Here is a 19088-nt window from a genome sequence, read left to right as displayed (position 1 = left end):
CTTCCTTTCATGAATTAAATCAGTGTCAGTAAATGCAACACTGGTAAAGCAAATAAAATACTGTCAAAACGATCAAGAATGCCTCCGTGACCTGGCAATAATTTACCAGAATCTTTTACTTGATAATGACGTTTAAAAGCAGACTCCACTAAGTCTCCTAATTGTCCAGCAACAGATATTACAGCTGCCAACAACATACACCAACCTAATGAAAAATCTAACGGATAAATCATGAAAAACAACCCCGCGACTACGATCGCACTAACTATACCACCAACTGAACCTTCAATGGTTTTATTTGGGCTGATACTAGGAGCCAATTTGTGTTTTCCGAATTGCCGGCCAAATAAGTACGCTCCGATATCGGTTGCCCAGACGATAAATAATGCTAATAATAATAATGGCAAACCTTCTGATCGTATCAATAAAAAATATTTAAAACCATAACCAATATAAATCGAACCTAAAATAGCAACAGCAGCATCATCGAAAGTAAAATGATTTTTTGAAAAAACTGTAGCAACCATCAAAATCAATCCGCAAATGTAAAACCATGTTTCTATAGAATAAATTGAAGTGAGCATGGACCAGCGCTCAACAGGCAGCAAAATGAGCAGTAACGCTATACTAGCAACTAGACCTTGAATGGAAAAAATCGTGTGTCCTTTCATTCTAATTAATTCATATAACCCAATTAACCCCAGTAATGCGACAACAATTTCTAAAGGCCATGCCCCCAAGTAAACGATGGGTACAAAAACGATTAGAGCGAGTACCGCTGTAATAACTCTTTGTTTCAAAAAAACTTCCTCCTAATCTATAATCCACCAAAACGTCTATGACGTTTTTGGTAAATTCCAATCGCTTCTTCTAAAGCTGTTTCATCAAAATCAGGCCATAATGTTTTTGTAAAATAAAATTCACTATAAGCATTCTGCCAAAGCAAAAAATTGCTGATTCTTTCTTCTCCGCTCGTCCGAATCATATAGTCAACATTTTGATAGTCTCCTAATTCAGCGGTCATCAATTGTGATTCAAAAGTAGAATCATCAATTTCTTCTATCTCTAATTGGCCATTTTGAACTTGTGCCGCAATTCTTTTTGTTGCTTCCAACATTTCGCTACGGCTGCCATAATTTAAAGCAAAATTTAGGATCATGCCTGTATTGTTTTTAGTGTCTTCAATTGCTTGATTAACTGCTTTACGTGTATGTACTGGCAATTGATCCGTAAATCCAATAACTTGGACTTTAACATTTTCTTTAATGAGGTCTGGTACAAAAGCATCAAAAAAATCAACAGGCAATTGCATCAAAAAATTCACTTCCGGATCTGGACGTTTCCAATTTTCAGTTGAAAAGGCATATAGAGTCAATACCTTTACACCTAATTGACTTGCACGCTTAGTTATTTTTTTGACTGTATTCATTCCCTCACGGTGACCAGCTATTCGTGGCATAATTTTTTTTTGCGCCCAACGGCCATTGCCATCCATGATGATCGCGATATGTTGAGGAATCTCTTCATTCTCTTTGAATAACGATTCGGTTTGTTTCTTTTTCCTTTTTCCAAAAAAACTCTTCAAGTAAAACCCTCCAGTTCATTGCTCAACTTACATTATTATAACACGAAAGGTATTATGGTTTTCAATAGCTTTCTACTCTTACTAGATAAGCTTTCGTGAACACCATACTTGTAATAGTTTATACTATGGCTAACATAAAGTATAGTACTTCTATCTTCTTTTAATAGAAAAATAACTTATAGACTCTCAAGGAATTTGCCTTATTTTCCTTTCTAAGCTCTAACAAGCAATACACTGATTTCGTCTAACAAATAAAAACTAATGAACTTTTTTTTGCAGTCTGTTGCCGATATCTCTTTTTTAAGTGCAATATATTTAAAAGCGTGTCTTATGTATATGTAGTAACCAAAGAACAAGCGAAAGTAAAGGCTGCTTTACTTTCGCTTGTTCTTATATTCTTATAAAATGATTATTTGCTCAGTCATTTTTCAATTTACATTTTCTCTTCATTATGTCCTCTTACAAAGTTTGAGCCCCATAAACCGGATAGAGATGTTACGATCATGCCTAACAGCAAAGCGACAAATCCCCAGATAGAAGCTTTGGCAGTAGCATCAGATGCTTCTTCTGCTTTTACTCTAGCTTCTTCGATGGTTTGATCGATTTTTTGTTGAGCTTCTTCTATGCTTTGAGAAGCTTGGTTTATTTTTGTTTCTGCCTCTTTAGAAGCGGATTGTGCAGCATTGTAAATATTGTCGGTAGCTTCTTGAGCTTCTTCTTCATTTAAATCTGTATTTGATTCTACAGCATTAGCTATCGCGTCTTTATCAACAGAATCTGTAATTTTTTGTGCGCGGTTTTTTAGAGAGTCCGTTGTAGAAGAAATAATCTCATCAGAATTTTCAGGATTCACTGCCAACTCTTTTCCTGCTTCAACGATTTCATCTGTAGCTGCACTTAATTCGTTATTGATGTAATCTGGTTGTAATTCTGGAATATCTGTATCTTTCAATACATCATTTACTTGAGTTTCCATTTCGTTAGTATCAACTTCGCCTACATTATCAATGATTTTGTCAAAACTGTCTGAAACAACATCGCTGGCGCTAGAAGCAACAGTAGCGGCCCCTTTGCCGGTTACTGAAAATACACTGCCTAAAGCTGAGCCAACAGCCGAGAATACGCCTGCAGTCAAATAAGAAAGCATGACTAATAATACCAGTACACTTGTGGCCCAAGTCAGAAATCCATGTACCATCCCCACTCGACGTGAAGTAACCCCTGCTATAAACCCAGCTGCCATCAAAGAAAGAACAAAAGTGACAATCGTCCAAATAATCAAACCAGTACCCACTCCATCGAATGGATGATTAGACGTAGGTTCTACTGTTCCAAAGCCAATGGCTGATCCAATCAAAGAGAGTGTAAACAAGCTCGCCAAAAACGTCACCACTCCTGCAAAAACAGCAGACCAAGAGATATTAAAACCAGCTTCACCATCCTCCACTAAATACCTTCTGAAACCTTTAGATCTTTTTTGTTCCATCTTTATTCAGCTCCCCATTCTAGAATTTATGACTCTATTTGTTGTTTAAAATAAGCATAAAGCCTTTGGAATGTAACAGCAATCTTTTTGCTCATCCTTACTTATTTTCCTGAAAGAATTGAATCAGAAATAAAAGAGCGTAAAACAAACCTTAAGTTTTTTGCTTTGAATTAAAAAATGGTATACTTTATTCAGGCAGCAAACTTGTCTTAAGATTCATGGGGAGGGCTCAAAATGAAAAAACAGTTAAAAAGAATTATTGTGAGTTTTATCGTTTCGGCTATAGCCGCAAAGGTAACTTCTTATTTCTTAAAAGAAGATGAACCTGAAACAAAAAAATAATGCAAAAAACACCTCACGACCCTTCAAACAGGTTGTGAGGTGTTTTCCTTCTCTCAAAAAGAAGAAAAATTAAACGTCTAACAGTTCTTTTTCTTTTTCTGCAGCAATTGCATCAATATTCTTAATGCTTGCATCCGTTAATTTTTGAACATCTTCTTCATAGCCATGTACATCGTCCGACGTTAATTCTTTATTTTTTTCAGCTTTTTTCAATGCATCAATCGCTTCACGACGAACATTTCGAACCGAAACTTTTGTATTTTCAGATTCTTTGCCTACTTGTTTCGCTAGCTCTTTCCGTCTATCTTCTGTTAGTTGCGGAATCACTAAGCGAATAATATTACCGTCATTATTAGGGCTGATTCCGATATCGCTTTGCAACAAAGCTTTTTCAATATCTTGAAGCGCTGTTTTATCAAAAGGCGTAATCATTAATACCCGTGGTTCTGGTATCGAAATTTGAGCGATTTGATTCAATGGAGTTGGAATCCCATAATAAAGAACTTGGATACGGTCCAATAGACCTGCATTGGCACGTCCTGCGCGGATCGTTCCCAATTCGCGTTGGAAAGCTTGTTCTATTTTAGTCATTTTTTCTTTAGTTTCAGTTAATAACTGTGTACTCATACTCTTTTCCCCCTGACTGTAGTTCCGATCGTTTCGCCTAAAGCGACCCGTTTAATATTGCCTGACTCATTTAAATTAAAAACAACCAATGGAATATCGTTGTCCATACTTAGCGAGCTAGCTGTGGTGTCCATCACTTGAAGACCTTTATTGATAATCTCTAAATGAGTCAGTTCCTCATATTTAACTGCTGAACCATCTAATTTAGGATCAGCTGAGTAAACTCCATCAACGTTGTTTTTAGCCATTAAAATAACATCAGCACCAATTTCTGCTGCGCGTAAAGCTGCTGTGGTATCTGTTGAGAAGTAAGGATTTCCTGTACCTCCTGCAAAAATAACGACACGGCCTTTTTCAAGGTGGCGTTCAGCTTTCCGTCGAATATACGGTTCAGCGATTTGTCGCATTTCAATTGAAGTTTGGACTCTTGTTGGCACCCCTTCGTTTTCAAGACAGTCTTGTAATGCTAAAGCATTCATGACCGTAGCAAGCATCCCCATATAGTCTGCTTGAGCGCGTTCCATTCCCATTTCAGAACCGACTTGCCCGCGCCAAATGTTTCCACCGCCGACTACAATAGCAATTTCCACGCCTAAATCATGTACTTCTTTAATTTCTTGACATATTTTTTGAATCGTCGGTGGTTGAATCCCAAAACCTGAATCTCCAGCTAAAGCTTCTCCACTGAGTTTTAAGACGATACGTTTGTATTTTGGTTCGATCATACTTTTTTCCCTCCATTGGCTCTTACACTCTTTTTAGTTTACCATATCTCGCTAAAAACTTCATTTATAATTCCTAAGAATAAGCGTGTTTTTGACTTTTTTCAAAACAGCAAGAAGTTTTTTCAACAAAAGGAATAAATGGCATAAAAAAAGGAAACGCAGGCAAATGCGTCTCCCCTTTTTACAACATTAAATAATATTACTTTTTAACTTGGTTCATTACTTCTTCAGCAAAGTTTTCTTCACGTTTTTCAATACCTTCGCCCACTTCAAAGCGAACAAATGATTTAACAGTTGCTCCTTTAGAAGCAACGTATTTGCCAACAGTCATATCTGGATCTTTAACAAACGGTTGGTCAAGCAAGCTGATTTCAGCCAAGTATTTGTTCAAACGTCCAACAATCATTTTTTCAACGATATTAGCTGGTTTTCCTTCGTTCAAAGCTTGTTCTGTTAAGATTTTTGTTTCATGATCAATTTCTTCTTGAGAAACTTGGTCGCGAGAAACATATTTAGGGTTGATTGCAGCGATGTGCATAGCAACATCACGTGCAACAGATTCGTCAGTTGTTCCTTCAAGAACAGTCAACACAGCGATACGTCCGCCCATATGAGTGTAAGCGCCAAAAGCATCAGCATCTGTTTTTTCTACACGTGCAAAACGACGTAAACCAATTTTTTCTCCAATTTTAGTCGTTGCTGAAAGAACTTCAGATTCAACAGTACCGTCTCCTGCTTTTAATGCTTGAGCTTCTTCCACTGTTGCTGGATTGCCTTCAGCAATTGCAGTCGTTACGTCTTTAACTAATTTTTGGAATTGTTCGTTTTTAGAAACAAAGTCTGTTTCTGAATTGATTTCTGTAATTGCGCCGACATTGCCTTCAACGTCTACGCCTGCTAAGCCTTCAGCAGCAATACGGTCTGCTTTTTTAGCAGCTTTTGCCATACCCGTTTCTCTTAAGTGGTCTACTGCAGCATCAATATCGCCGTCAACGGCTACCAATGCTTTTTTAGCGTCCATCATGCCGACACCTGTCATATCACGTAATTTTTTTACTAAAGCAGCTGTTACTTGTACCATTATAAATTTCCTCCTAATAAGTTGCCTTGATTTTCATAAGATAATAAATACCCTTAATTTTCATAAAAAAACTGCCCCAAGTAAAATTGAAATGATGCCGCTTCGTATAAAGTCGCTTCTCACTTCTCCTTTTGCTCGAGACAGCCGTTAATTATTTAATTATTCAGCGTTGTCGCCTTCAACAACTTCAACGATTTCTTCGATTGATGCTGTTTCAGCAGCAGGAGCTTCAGCTGTGAAAGTTTCTTCAACAACTTCGTCTTGTCCTTGGTTTCCTTCGATCATAGCGTCAGCCATTTTTGAAGTAATCAATTTAACAGCACGGATAGCATCATCGTTTGATGGAATGATAACATCGATTTCATCTGGGTCACAGTTAGTGTCAACCATAGCCACGATAGGAATGTTTAATTTGTGTGCTTCTTGGATTGCAATACGCTCTTTACGAGGGTCTACAACAAACATTACGTCTGGAATTCTAGGCATATCTTCGATTCCGCCTAAGAATTTTTCTAAACGGTCACGTTGTTTCAATAAGATACCGACTTCTTTTTTAGGAAGGACTTCAAATGTTCCGTCTTCTTCCATTTTGTTGATTTCTTTCAAACGTTTGATACGTTTTTGGATAGTATCCCAGTTCGTTAATGTTCCACCTAACCAACGGTGGTTTACATAGAATTGTCCTGAACGGATTGCTTCTTCTTTAATAGCTTCTTGTGCTTGTTTTTTAGTACCTACGAATAAAGCGATTCCGCCGTTTTCAGATACTTCTTTCATGTAGTTGTATGCTGCATCAGCTAACTTAACTGTTTTTTGTAAGTCGATGATGTAGATACCGTTTCTTTCTGTAAAGATAAAACGTTTCATTTTCGGGTTCCAACGACGTGTTTGGTGACCGAAGTGTACGCCTGCTTCAAGCAATTGTTTCATTGAGATTACTGCCATGATTTGTTTCCTCCATTTGGTTTTTATTTTCCCTCCCTCAAAATCAACTGTAAGGAGACTTGATTGCTCAAGCACCGTCCTTTACATCCTTTGAGGTGTGAAATAGTTTGGTGTTTTAGCACCGTTTATTATTATATAGTTTCTTGATGAATAAATCAAGCCAAAAAGTTTGTTTTGCCAAAATAAATGAATAGCTGTTTTTTATTAAGGTTTCACATAAGCTGCTCCTGCTTGTTGTTGTACAACCAACTCCATTACACCTGAAGGCACGATTTTAATTTCAGGTGCAAGATCATTTTCTTTGATTTCATGTGCGCGTAAAGCGTTATTGCACGCTACAAACCAAACATGTTGCTCAATCAAAGGCTTGATTTCTTCTAAAAGAACAGAATCAAGATATCCTTTGACAGCTGCGGCATTAGCCACCACTTCAATTTTGAGAGAAGCTTGGGCTTTTTTTAAGTTTCGAACATTTCCTAAGACTAAAGACCATTTCTCTAATTCATCAATGTGCAAAATAACATCTGCCACCTGAATCACTTCCTCTCGTTTCTTTGATTTCTATTCCTATTCACTGATCAAATTTAGTTTCCAATACTCAAAATTTCACGAATATCTGATTCCGTTAATTGATTCAATGATTTTTGATCCCCAGCTTCAGCAGTTATAACTTGATCAAATAGAGCTTTTTTCTCTTGCTGAAGCGCATTGATTTTTTCTTCAATGGTTCCTTCAGCTATCAAACGCCAAACTTCAACGACTTTCTTTTGTCCTAAACGGTGAGCACGACCGGCAGCCTGCTCTTCTACAGCAGGGTTCCACCATAAGTCATATAAAATAACGGTGTCTGCTCCGGTTAAGTTCAAGCCTGTTCCACCTGCTTTTAATGAAATTAGGAAAATTTCCTTTTCGCCATCGTTGAAGCGATTGACCATTTCTAAACGCTCTTTTGGTTTTGTTTGGCCGCTTAAATAGAACGTATCTACTCCTTCAGTCGCTAGTTCTCTTTCAATAATCGTCAACATAGAAGTAAATTGCGAGAAAATGAGTACGCGCTTGCCGCTTTCTTTAGCAGTCGCCAATAGGTCTTTTAATTGCTCTAATTTTCCTGATTCTCCTTCGTAGTCTTCCAAGAATAATCTTGGATCACAACAAATTTGACGCAATCTCGTTAATCCAGATAAAATTTCAATACGATTTTTACGGAAATCTTCACCGGACATGTTTTGTACACTTTCTTGAATACGTTGTAAATAAGCTAGATAAACCGTTTTTTGCTCTTTGGTCATGGAACTGTATAAATTTGTCTCGATTTTATCAGGCAATTCTTTTAGCACATCTTTTTTAATTCGGCGCAATACGAACGGACGAATCATTTTCGCAATTTGTTCATAAGGCAATGTTTTGAACTGTTTAATGCTAGGGAAAAAGCCTGGCATGATCAATTGAAAAATAGCCCATAATTCTTCTATCTTATTTTCTATAGGTGTCCCGCTTAATGCAAATCGTTTCTTAATGCTCAGTCCTCTAAGTGCCTGGGCTGTTTTAGTATGGTAGTTCTTTACCATTTGTGATTCATCCAATGCCAGCAAGCTAAATGTCTTCTTTTTATAAAGGTCGGCATCTTGTCTAAAACTTGGGTATGAAGTAATTAAAACCTGATTGGGTTGAACAGAATCGATGATAGCCATTCTTTCTTCCGCTGTACCAGCAACTACAAAGTTTTCAATCGAAGGTGCAAATTTTTTGAATTCATGATTCCAGTTATAGGTTAACGATGCTGGAGCCACAATCAAGAAAGGATCATTTTTACCTTTTTCTTCAATTTCAGAAAGGATATAGGTGATGACCTGGATTGTTTTACCCAACCCCATATCATCGGCTAATATACCGCCAAATCCGTATTTCGAAAGCATCTTCAACCATTTGTACCCAGTGATTTGATAAGGCCTTAAATCAGCGTGTAATCCTTTTGGCACAACTGCTTCAAATTGATCCGGAAAGTTTAAATCTTGTATCAAGTCTTGGAACTTTCTAGAAAGGGTTTGTTTATTTTTTTCTTCCAAACCAAACTTTTCATGTAATTCCAATCCGCGGTAACTTGGCAAACTGATTTTTCCATTTTGAAAATTCTTCAATACTCTCAATTCGCTTAATACATCACTAATTTGTTTAAAGTTGTCGGTTTCCAAGTCAATTAAAGTTCCATTGTCTAATTTATGGAAAGCTTTCTTTTCGCTTAGACTTTTTAAAACTTTATCGACCTCTTCTGAAGTAATTCCACCGATATCAAAGCGAATATCTAAAAAAGATCCATCGTTTTGGACGTCTATACTTGTTTCAGGATCGATTTGATCTAAAAACATACTGTCTAATAAATCATCCACATAAATAGTAGCCTCTAATTCAAGTGTGGGGATTTCTTGTGTAAACAAGGTATAAAAATCCTCGTCCCGCACCATACGTTTAGTATAACTTGTTTCAGTCCGATGGTAATTGTATTCTTTTAGACGATTTAATATACTCATTTCTTTTTGGCTGTCCCGAATAATTTGGACCCCCACGTCTGGCAATTGGTTTTCTTCAGGATTGGTTGACAAAACCAATTGTTTATAATTGAACTCAACGGTTGCGTGAACCGCTTCTTTTTCATATCTAAAATAAATAATCGTTTTTAAAGGTTCTTGGATAAATGAATTTTTCAATGCTTCATCAATCGTCACCTCTCCCATTTTTGTCAATAACGGCATAACATAAGCTGTGAAATCCGGCATGTTTTCTGGCAATATTTCGATATCTTTCCCATCGTAACGCTGCAAAAAGTAACGCAAAGGTTGAACTGTCCGCAATTGCTCCTTAGAGGGCTGAAAGATAACATTTCCAGAAATGAACCACTGGTATTCATCTAAATAACTGTCAATTAGGTTTAATGTGTCTAATATAACTACACCGTTTCTTTGAAACAATTCAAAAGAAATAGGCAATTGATTTTCCACAAAAACAACCGTTTTATATTTATTTTTACCATTCACGAATTGAAGATTGCCGCTATCTTGAAGCATTTGTAACGTTAACTCAGCGAGTATAGGCGACAAAACTAGGTACCGCTTGTTATTCGTTAACAATGTCGCTTCTTTTTGATTGCCGATGATCAAAGCATTCGAATGAATTTGTTTTTGAAGAAAATCCATGATTGCTGCATCTTCGTCAGTTAACTTAATTTGTTTAAAATCAATCGTCTGACCAGGTTTTATTTCAAACACGCTTTGAGCTGAAAAACTGTCAAAAAAGCTGGTTAAATCTTTAACAATATAAAGTTTATCAACACCAGCACGGATACTTAAGGCAAAAACTTCGCTTTTTGACCGAACGAGTGCTGTACTTAATGGTTTCGTTTCTATTTTATATTCCAGCTCCAAAATGCGGTTCTTTTGTAAAGGAGTTAAAGTTTCTCTGTGTTCATTTAAGAAAACCCGCGTAAATGATTCCGTTAACTCTTGTCCTGGGTTGGGTGAATCAGCTGCAACTTCTTTGGCATTTTCTTCTGTCATTATCCGACTGATTCCACGATCGCGCAGTTCTAATTCAACCGCTACCGTGTGTCTACAATAACCGTGTTCCTTCCAATAACTGCATTCACAATAGTCGTCTTCTTTAGTTGTACCATCTAGTTCAACACGATAAATTTCATCTCCCATAACTTCAGCAACCCATACCTTTTTTTCAAAATAAGAATTGATTGAAAGGACTCGTTTATCGGCGACATATTTTCTAGCTTGGTCAATAACACGTTCTGGAATACTCCACTTCATTCAACGTTCCCCTACTTTCATACATTTTACCTTTTACATCTTGATTTTTAACTATCTCTCTATTCTACGCCATTCTTGTACAAAAAGAAAACTTTTTCATTCATTTTAATAAGAGCCGGTTTTAATAAAAGCAAAATCGAGTCTGTCGCTTCTTCTTTTTCCAAATACTTTGGTGAATTAAACTAAGATAAAATTGCTTGTTTTTTTGAAATAGCTTGCTAAAACAACTCATCTCGCTCATAATTATACCATCACAATATCGTTCAGTCATCTGAACGCGAAAGGTTGAAAGCCATTGTTTTTTAGAGTATTACGTAGTATCGTCGGTTTCTTATTAGCCATTTTAAATGGGAATGCGCATTATCAAAATAAAGAGAAGCTGCCTAAAGAAGGTTCTTTCATTTTAGTAGCTCCTCATCGTACATGGATCGATCCAATTTATTTAGCACTAGCTGCTAAACCTCATGAATTCACGTTCATGGCAAAAAAAGAGTTGTTTAAAAATCCAATTATGGGATGGGTCATTCGTCACGCTAACGCTTTTCCTGTTGATCGCCAAAATCCTGGACCAAGCGCTATCAAAACACCTGTAAAAATTCTAAAACAAGGAGAGCTTAGTCTTGTTATCTTTCCCACGGGAACTAGACATTCTTCTGAGCTCAAAGGCGGTGCAGCCACCATCGCAAAACTAAGCGGTGTGCCCATTATCCCAGCAGTTTATCAAGGTCCTTTGACCGTTTCAGAGCTGCTTAAACGAAAACGGATAACGGTCCGCTTTGGTGATCCGATCACCATTGAAAAAAGCACAAAATTAACTAAGGATAACTTGAAAGGTATCGAAGAACAAATTCAGCATGCCTTTGATCAACTGGACCATGAAATTGATCCAACTTACAAATACGATTACCACAAATAATTCATTTTATTACCTAAAAAAGGCAACGCTTCAGCTGAAGTGTTGCCTTTTTTAGGTTCTATCATTTTGGGTGTTGGTAAGTGAAATGACTATATGCTACAATCTTGAAATTTTTGGAGGAATAGTGGCTGCTTGTAGCCATGAAAAGGATTCAATGCGAATTACGAAGCGTTTACGCTTCGTTTGAGGCTTGAAAACCTGGAGACCCAAAGAGGCTCCAAGCGGTCCCATGGCTTTCTACAAGCAAACACGTAAGTTCCGAAGGAAATTTCAATCTAAGAGACACCAACACGATTTGATAAAGATCCCTTTTTTACTATTCCACCAGACCATTGTTTTGAAGTCGGTACATTTCATGGTAAACACCATTTTGTTTAATCAATTCGTCATGTGTTCCTTGTTCGATGATCTCACCATGATCTAAAACTAAAATCATATTGGCATCACGAATGGTTGACAATCGATGGGCTATGGCCAATGTAGTACGCCCTTGCCGCATTTTATTCAGACCTTCTTGAATCAATGCTTCTGTCTCTGTATCAATATTGGCTGTTGCTTCGTCCAGTATCAGTATTTTAGGATCCGTTACGATTGTACTAGCAAAAGAAATCAATTGTTTTTGACCACTGGAATAACTTGCTCCTCTTTCAATCACTTTCGATTCATACTGATTAGGCAGCTGCTCAATAAAGGCATCTGCTTGAACAAATTGAGCAGCGGCTTCAACTTGACGATCAGTAATGGCGGGATTTTTCAGACGAATATTGTCATTAATGGTTCCGTAAAATAAGAAGGAGTCTTGCAAAACCAACCCCATTTTGCTACGCAATTCCTCAATCGGGTATTTTTTGATCGAAATACCATCAATTAAAATATCCCCTTCCGAAAATTCATAAAAACGCATCATTACATTGATAATAGAACTTTTCCCACTTCCTGTATGACCGACTAGAGCCACTGTTTCGCCGGGATTCGCCGTAAAGGTAATGTTATTTAACACATTCTTTTTACCATCATAAGAAAAACTAACATTTTTAAACTCAATTTTCCCTGCTTTGATCTTCGCAGAGCTATCAGGTTCTTGCTGAGGCGTGAGTTCTTGATTATCCAATACATTCAATACCCGGTTACTTGAGACCACGCCATCTTGAAAAATACTCAAGCTATCCATCATACGAACCATCGGATTGAAGAAATTTCGCACATAAGAAGCAAATGCATAAATAACACCAACTCCAACCGCTCCAGTTAAAGCGTTGTATCCAAAAAAGCTTAAAATGACTACCAAAGCTAATGTATCCAATAAGTTAATGATCGGACCAAGCAGCAATGCATTGGCTTTAACCATGGCATAACGCGATTCGAAATAAGAACTGTTGGTTTTTTCAAAATCTTTTTGCAATCTTTTTTCTTGTCGAAATTGTTGGATGATACTCATTCCAGAGATTGATTCTGCCAGCTTTGTATTTAAGATACTCAGCTTTTCACGCATACTCCGGTAGATCGTCGAACTGTATTTTTGATAATACCAAATAACTATCAGTAATACTGGAACGAATAACATGATCCACAAAGTGATTTCCAAACTTAATAAAGCCATCGCAATAAAAGAAGCTACAACTCCAAAAATCCCTTGCAAAACGGTAAGAAATACTTCAAAAAACTCTTTGATCGTCTCAGTATCATTGGTTACGCGCGTCACGATTGAACCAGCAGGCGTTTGATCAAAAAATCTCATCCCTAAAGTATGCAATTTAGTAAACACTTTGTTCCGGATATTCTCCACTGTTTTTTCAGAGGCCAAATTAAACAGGTACAGGTTTAAATACCAAACAATAATTTTGAGCAAGGTTACTCCGAAATAAGCAGCGGCAAATAAACCGATAATTCTAGTTGTGGCTGTTTGCGTTGCTAGATAATCATCCATAAACGTTTGTAAAATACGAGGCAACACTACATTCGTTATAGCCACTAATACTCCGAAGAAAATAGCCATAAAAAATTTACCTTTAAACGGGGCGCCAAATTTAAATATTCTACTCACAATTTGGAACTGTTCTTTAAGAGGAAAGGATTTTGACCCACTTGTTTTTTGCTCCATTAGTCTCCCCCTCCTTCAGTTGTTCTTTCCAATTGCTGTTTGTCATACATTTCTTTATACCAACCATTGAGAGCCAATAATTCTAAGTGAGTCCCGCGTTCAATGATTTTTCCTTCTTCGATAACGATGATCTCATCAGCATGCAACACACTGCTGATGCGATGAGCCGCAATAATCGTAGTTTGTTCTGACCGTTCGTGTTTCAAAGCATTCAAGATAGCTTCTTCCGTTTTGGCGTCCACAGCTGAAAGTGCATCGTCCAAAATCAACAGTTCTGGTTTGATGATTAGAGCACGAGCAATTGAAAGCCGCTGTTTTTGACCGCCGGACAATGAAACTCCGCGCTCTCCCACTAAAGTATCGTAGCCTTGCTCCATTTCCATAATATCTTCATGAACAGCTGTTAGTTTAGCTGCATGCTCGACTGCGGATTGATCTAATTCTTGATCTGCAAAACGAATGTTTTCTTTGATGCTCGTTGAAAACAAAAATTGGTCTTGCGGCACATAACCGATATGCTGCAATAGAGCATTTAAAGAATAATCCCTAATGTCTGTATTTCCATATCGGATTTGGCCTTTATAGCGGTCGTATTCACGCAATAACAACTTGAACATAGTTGTTTTCCCGGATCCGGTTTTACCAACTACTCCAAGTGTTTGGCCTCGTTTCAATTCAAAATGAATGTCTTGCAAAACAACTGCAGAGCTTTTTGGATAACAAAACTTTTCAACAGTGTAATCGATATCTCCTTTGATGGCAGTTTGAATGGCATCAGGATTTTCAACGATTTTAGATGTTTCTTGCAAAAGACCTTCAACCCGGTCGTAGCTTGCACTACCTCTTTCTAGAATATTAAATAACCGTCCAATGGCAAACATGGGCCAGACCAACATCGCGATATAGTTGATAAAGGTAACAAAGTCACCGATGGTTATCGCATTAGTCATCACAAGATGTCCTCCGACGATAATGGTTAAAATATAAGAAATACCAATAATAAAAGTCATTACTGGATCAAATAAAGAATCAATTTTATAGACTTTTCTATTCGCAGAAACAACCTGTGCCGTTTTCAATTTAAAATCTTCTACATCTTCATTTTCCTGTCCAAAAGTTTTAATCACTTTCATTCCAGAAATGCTTTCTTGCGTTTTATCGTTCATATGTGAAAAAGCAGCCTGTGCTTTACGGAAACGTGTATGCAATTTAGAACCCAGCACCCGCGAAGCAACTCCTAACAAAGGCAAAGGAATCAAGGCAATCAATGTAAGCCGCCAGTCAACCACTATCATCATAGCTGTAATCGTTATGCCGCCCGTAATAATAGAATCCACAAAAGTTAAAATCCCGCCTCCAGCTACGTTTCGGATGGCATTTAAGTCATTCGTCGCATGCGCCATCAAGTCTCCTGTACGGTATTTTTGGAAAAAACTATTATCCATCTCCGTAAAATGATCGAATAAACGTTTCCGTAAAATCCGTTCTAGCTTAGCGGATGTTCCCCAGATGTTCATACGCCAAATATAGCGAAAAAGATATTGTGTAAGAGCTGTGACTGTTAAGATAATGAGCCATTTAATCAAAACTATTTTGGTCAAAGAACCTTGTTTGATTTCATCGATCACGATTCCAAGGATTCTCGGTGGCAATAGTTGTAAAATTGAAACCAGAATTAAAAAACTGATCCCTGTAATATAGGCTTTTTTCTCTTGCTTAAAAAACCAACCTAACTTTTTATAGACGCCCATATAACTTTTCACCTACTCCTTTTTTGTCCTTTTAAAAGGCTGCTTATGAAATAAAAAATGCGAACAGAAAAAATCTGCTCACATAAATAATATAAGCAAAACATCATATGCCGCTTATTTTTTTTTATTTGCTTTATCTGATTGCACTTTCATCGATGCCATCATTTGTTTGATTTTCTTTTCAGATGGTTTTTGACCCATTTGCATCATCAACATACGTAAAGTATCTTCATTAATTGGCGGGTTCTTTTTGAAATAATCCATCATGTATTTTCTTGCTAAGAAAAATCCACCAACTAAACCTGCAATTAACGCAAGAATAATAAAAAGTATTGCTAAACCTGTGCTCATTTCATTCACTCCTTTCAAAATCTCTCAATGGTTAATTGTACTAGACTTTAAACTAAAAATAAATAGCTAAACGCCTTACTTAAGAAAAAAATGTACCGTTTGCCTGAAGATCTTTCAATTTCCATATAAGAAAGCCATGTGAATTGAACTGTTCTCAATCCACATGGCTGACAAATGAAGAAATAGTCTATAGCTTACTGTAAGCCGCTACAACATTTTCCACTGTAAACCCATAATTTTCAATAACCGTAGCACCAGGTGCACTCGCGCCATATTTGTCGATGGCTACCATAGCTCCATCTAGACCAACATAGCGTTCCCAGCCAAAGCTGGCGCCCATTTCAATGGAAACCCGTTTGCGGACGGCATTCGGTAAGACAGACTCTTGGTAAGCTGCGTCTTGTTTTTCAAATAGATCAAAACTTGGCATCGAAACCACGGAGACATCTTTCCCGTCTGCTTTTAATGCTTTTTGAGCCTCTAATGCTAAGGCTACTTCAGAACCAGTCGCAATCAAGATGCCTTCAGGCGTTTCTCCTGATTGAGGCGAAAGAACATATGCCCCTTTAGCCACGCTTTCTTGCGCTTTTTCTTGTGTGCCTGGTAAAACAGGCAAGTTTTGACGAGACAAGACCAATAATGTCGGGTGATCCGTTGACGTTATTGCGATCTTCCAAGCAGCGGTTACTTCATTCCCGTCTGCTGGACGCAAAACAGTTAAATTCGGCATGCCGCGTAAGCTAGACAAGTGTTCAACCGGTTCATGGGTCGGTCCATCTTCGCCGACCGCCACCGAATCATGGGTAAACACATAGGTTACCGGCAATTTCGAGATCGCCGCTAAACGAATCGCTGCACGTAAATAATCGGTAAAGACAAAGAACGTGCCTACATAGGTTCTTGAACCGCCATGTAAAGCGATTCCGTTAGCAGCAGCTGTCATTGCAAACTCACGGACACCGTACCAAATGTTCCGTCCTTCATATTGTCCCGGTTGGAAATCTTTTTCTCCAGCGACCATCGTGTTGTTTGAAGACGATAAGTCGGCTGATCCGCCCCAGAAATAAGGAACTTTTTCAGAGATAGCAGTCAAAACTTGGCTTCCGGTAACACGAGAAGCTAAAGCGTCGTCTTCTACGGAGAAGCTTGGCAATTCACTGTCCCAACCTTCTGGCAATTCAGTAGTCATCGACAATTCGAATTGAGCCGCTAGTTCAGGATGATCTTTACGGTAAGCTTCAAAAGCAGCCGTCCATTCTTTTTCCGCTGCAACGCCTTTATCGACCATCGTTTCTTTGAAACGTTGTGCTACTTCAACGGGCACGAAGAAGTCTTCGCCTTCCCATCCGTAAGCTTTTTTCGCTGCTTCGATCCCTTCTGGACCTAGTGGAGCACCGTGGACTTTATGAGATCCCGCATTAGGAGCCCCAAAACCGATCACCGTTTTCACTTCGATCAAGGTTGGTTTCGTTGTTTCTGCTTTTGCTGCTTCAAGTGCAGCATTGATTTCGTCTAAATCGTTTCCATCTTTTACTAAAATATAGTGCCAATTGTACGCTTCAAACCGTTTTCCAACGTTTTCAGTGAAGGCTTTTGAAGTCGGTCCATCCAATGAAATATCATTCGAATCGTATAACATGATCAGTTTACCTAACTCTAAATGACCCGCTAAACTTGCTGCTTCTGCAGAAACCCCTTCCATTAAATCGCCATCGCCACACAAAGCATACGTGTAATGATCCACGATTTGGTGATTTTCTTTGTTATACGTAGCGGCTAAATGGGCTTCAGCCATTGCCATTCCTACAGCATTTGCGATCCCTTGTCCTAATGGACCAGTAGTCGCTTCAACCCCATCGGTATAGTGAACTTCTGGGTGTCCAGGAGTCTTGCTTTCCCATTGGCGGAATTGTTTTAGATCATCAATCGACACCTGATAGCCTGCAAGGTGTAAAAGGCTGTACAACATCATTGAACCATGGCCGGCTGAAAGGACAAACCGATCACGATCCACCCACGTTGAATTTTTAGGGTTTACTTTTAATTGTTGCGTCCAAAGAGTATACGCCATCGGCGCTGCCCCCATCGGCAAGCCTGGGTGACCAGAATTGGCTTTTTGCACTCCGTCTATACTCAGTGTTCTAATTGTATTTACCGCTAATTGGTCCGTATTGTCAAACAAGTAAATCATCCTTTCAATTGTAATACCTCTATTTTACTGTTTTATTCCCATTGAAGCAATCACTGAATGCATTTTTTATAAAAACAGTCTTTCTTTTCTTAATACCTGCACTATTTATCGCTCCATTTGTTAGGAACGGTCGTGGATGCCTTTTTCTTTTTGGATTTCTTTCAATTTATCGGGAGTCACATCGTTGCCTTCCTCATCAACAACTTTTAGTCCTTCGATATGATTGCGCATTCCTCCCCGAAAAGCCGCTAAATACGCTTCGCGAAGTTTTTTTTGTTCTGCTTGTTCAGACAAGCTCAGCCCTTCAGCTTTAGATTTATTTGCTAATTCATTGATTCTGGTCAATTGTTCTTTAGGTAACATTTTACTCACTCCATTATTTGTATTCTTTAGCTACTATACCAAAAAAATCCTATAAAATACATCAAAGTGATTTTTAAATATAGCGAACATTTGTTTGATTCGCATATAATTTTATGGTATTCTATGAATAAGAAATATATAGGAATTGAGGTGCAGCTATTTATGCGTAAAACTCCAGAATCTAGACAAATTGAAGTATTACAATATATCCACGAACAAGTCCAATCAAAAGGTTACCCACCGACTGTACGCGAGATTGGAACAGCCGTTTCTTTATCTTCTACATCGACTGTCCATGGGCATCTGTCCAGATTGGAAAAAAACGGGTTTATCCAACGAGATCCTAGTAAGCCGAGAGCAATCGAATTAACAGCTACGGGGTTATCAAAATTAGGTGTTCAATTAAAACAAATTCCTTTGCTAGGAACTGTTACAGCGGGCGAACCCATCTTAGCAGTAGAAGAAGCGACTGATTATTTTCCGCTTCCGCCAAACTTAAAACAAGAAAGCGAATCGCTTTTCATGTTGACTATCCGTGGGGAAAGCATGATCGATGCTGGGATTTTTGATGGTGATGAAGTGATCGTCCGCAAACAATCCAGCGCCAACAACGGAGATATCGTTATTGCCTTGACCAATGAAGACGAAGCAACATGTAAGAGGTTTTATAAAGAAGATCATTATTATCGTTTGCAGCCGGAAAATGAGACCATGGATGCTATTATTTTAGATGAAGTATCTGTTTTAGGAAAAGTCGTAGGACTTTACCGCAGCCATATATTTTAATACAAAAAGTCGCTAAACAAATTTTG

Annotated in this window: 16 protein-coding genes; 2 read left to right on the top strand and 14 right to left on the bottom strand. The window is 38.0% G+C overall.

Going from position 1 to position 19088, the window contains the following annotated elements; all coding sequences use genetic code 11:
* Positions 1–14 precede the first annotated feature (14 nt).
* The 9 genes from NY10_RS02510 to NY10_RS02470 all read right to left on the bottom strand — a co-directional run bounded on the left by NY10_RS02510 (position 15) and on the right by NY10_RS02470 (position 10603).
* Positions 15–800: a phosphatidate cytidylyltransferase gene (locus NY10_RS02510; RefSeq protein ID WP_058918513.1), complete on the bottom strand. Its 786-nt coding sequence runs from the start codon at positions 798–800 to the stop codon at positions 15–17.
* Positions 801–817: 17 nt separating this feature from the next.
* Positions 818–1585, bottom strand: coding sequence for an undecaprenyl pyrophosphate synthase (uppS, locus tag NY10_RS02505; protein ID WP_058918512.1), 768 nt, complete (start codon positions 1583–1585; stop codon positions 818–820).
* Positions 1586–2018: 433 nt separating this feature from the next.
* Complete coding sequence (locus tag NY10_RS02500) at positions 2019–3071, bottom strand: hypothetical protein (RefSeq protein WP_058918511.1); 1053 nt, start codon at positions 3069–3071, stop codon at positions 2019–2021.
* A 411-nt stretch (positions 3072–3482) separates the two neighbouring features.
* The gene (gene frr / locus NY10_RS02495; RefSeq protein ID WP_058918510.1) at positions 3483–4040 is read right to left on the bottom strand and encodes a ribosome recycling factor; all 558 of its coding nucleotides are present in this window, start codon (positions 4038–4040) and stop codon (positions 3483–3485) included.
* The gene (gene pyrH, locus NY10_RS02490; protein ID WP_058918509.1) at positions 4037–4765 is read right to left on the bottom strand and encodes a UMP kinase; all 729 of its coding nucleotides are present in this window, start codon (positions 4763–4765) and stop codon (positions 4037–4039) included. Before pyrH ends, frr begins: the two co-directional genes overlap by 4 nt.
* A gap of 199 nt (positions 4766–4964) precedes the next feature.
* Positions 4965–5846 (bottom strand): translation elongation factor Ts, encoded by an 882-nt coding sequence (gene tsf, locus NY10_RS02485; protein WP_058918508.1) that lies wholly within the window; start codon positions 5844–5846, stop codon positions 4965–4967.
* A 159-nt stretch (positions 5847–6005) separates the two neighbouring features.
* Positions 6006–6791 carry a 30S ribosomal protein S2 gene (gene rpsB / locus NY10_RS02480; RefSeq protein ID WP_058918507.1) on the bottom strand — a complete coding sequence of 262 codons (786 nt, stop codon included), beginning with the start codon at positions 6789–6791 and terminating at the stop codon, positions 6006–6008.
* 204 nt (positions 6792–6995) lie between these two features.
* Positions 6996–7322 (bottom strand): DsrE family protein, encoded by a 327-nt coding sequence (locus NY10_RS02475; protein ID WP_058918506.1) that lies wholly within the window; start codon positions 7320–7322, stop codon positions 6996–6998.
* A 53-nt stretch (positions 7323–7375) separates the two neighbouring features.
* A complete protein-coding gene (locus NY10_RS02470) occupies positions 7376–10603 on the bottom strand; it encodes a DEAD/DEAH box helicase (protein ID WP_058918505.1) in 3228 nt (1075 codons plus the stop codon).
* A 295-nt stretch (positions 10604–10898) separates the two neighbouring features.
* On the opposite strand from NY10_RS02470, the gene NY10_RS02465 reads away from it, so the two are divergent.
* Positions 10899–11519, top strand: a complete 621-nt coding sequence (locus NY10_RS02465) for a lysophospholipid acyltransferase family protein (protein ID WP_058918504.1) — start codon at positions 10899–10901, stop codon at positions 11517–11519.
* Positions 11520–11835: 316 nt separating this feature from the next.
* Here NY10_RS02465 and NY10_RS02460 read toward each other — a convergent pair whose 3' ends face one another.
* From NY10_RS02460 to NY10_RS02440, 5 genes are all read right to left on the bottom strand, one after another.
* On the bottom strand, positions 11836–13620 hold the full coding sequence (locus NY10_RS02460) for an ABC transporter ATP-binding protein (RefSeq protein WP_058918503.1): 1785 nt from the start codon (positions 13618–13620) through the stop codon (positions 11836–11838).
* Positions 13620–15371 (bottom strand): ABC transporter ATP-binding protein, encoded by a 1752-nt coding sequence (locus tag NY10_RS02455; RefSeq protein WP_058918502.1) that lies wholly within the window; start codon positions 15369–15371, stop codon positions 13620–13622. The genes NY10_RS02460 and NY10_RS02455 overlap by 1 nt, the downstream gene beginning before the upstream one ends.
* Before the next feature lie 114 nt (positions 15372–15485).
* Positions 15486–15722 (bottom strand): YneF family protein, encoded by a 237-nt coding sequence (locus NY10_RS02450; RefSeq protein ID WP_058918501.1) that lies wholly within the window; start codon positions 15720–15722, stop codon positions 15486–15488.
* Between the two features lie 187 nt (positions 15723–15909).
* On the bottom strand, positions 15910–17913 hold the full coding sequence (tkt, locus tag NY10_RS02445) for a transketolase (protein WP_197408971.1): 2004 nt from the start codon (positions 17911–17913) through the stop codon (positions 15910–15912).
* 120 nt (positions 17914–18033) lie between these two features.
* A complete protein-coding gene (locus NY10_RS02440; protein WP_058918499.1) occupies positions 18034–18276 on the bottom strand; it encodes a DUF896 family protein in 243 nt (80 codons plus the stop codon).
* Positions 18277–18438: 162 nt separating this feature from the next.
* Between NY10_RS02440 and lexA the strand changes: the two genes are divergently transcribed.
* Positions 18439–19062 (top strand): transcriptional repressor LexA, encoded by a 624-nt coding sequence (lexA, locus tag NY10_RS02435; RefSeq protein WP_058918498.1) that lies wholly within the window; start codon positions 18439–18441, stop codon positions 19060–19062.
* Positions 19063–19088: the final 26 nt, after the last annotated feature.

Source organism: Carnobacterium sp. CP1 (assembly GCF_001483965.1).
Classification (GTDB): Bacteria; Bacillota; Bacilli; order Lactobacillales; family Carnobacteriaceae; genus Carnobacterium_A; species Carnobacterium_A antarcticum.
The sequence above is the reverse complement of the archived record's forward strand: the minus strand, read 5'-3'. Positions and strand labels throughout refer to the sequence as shown.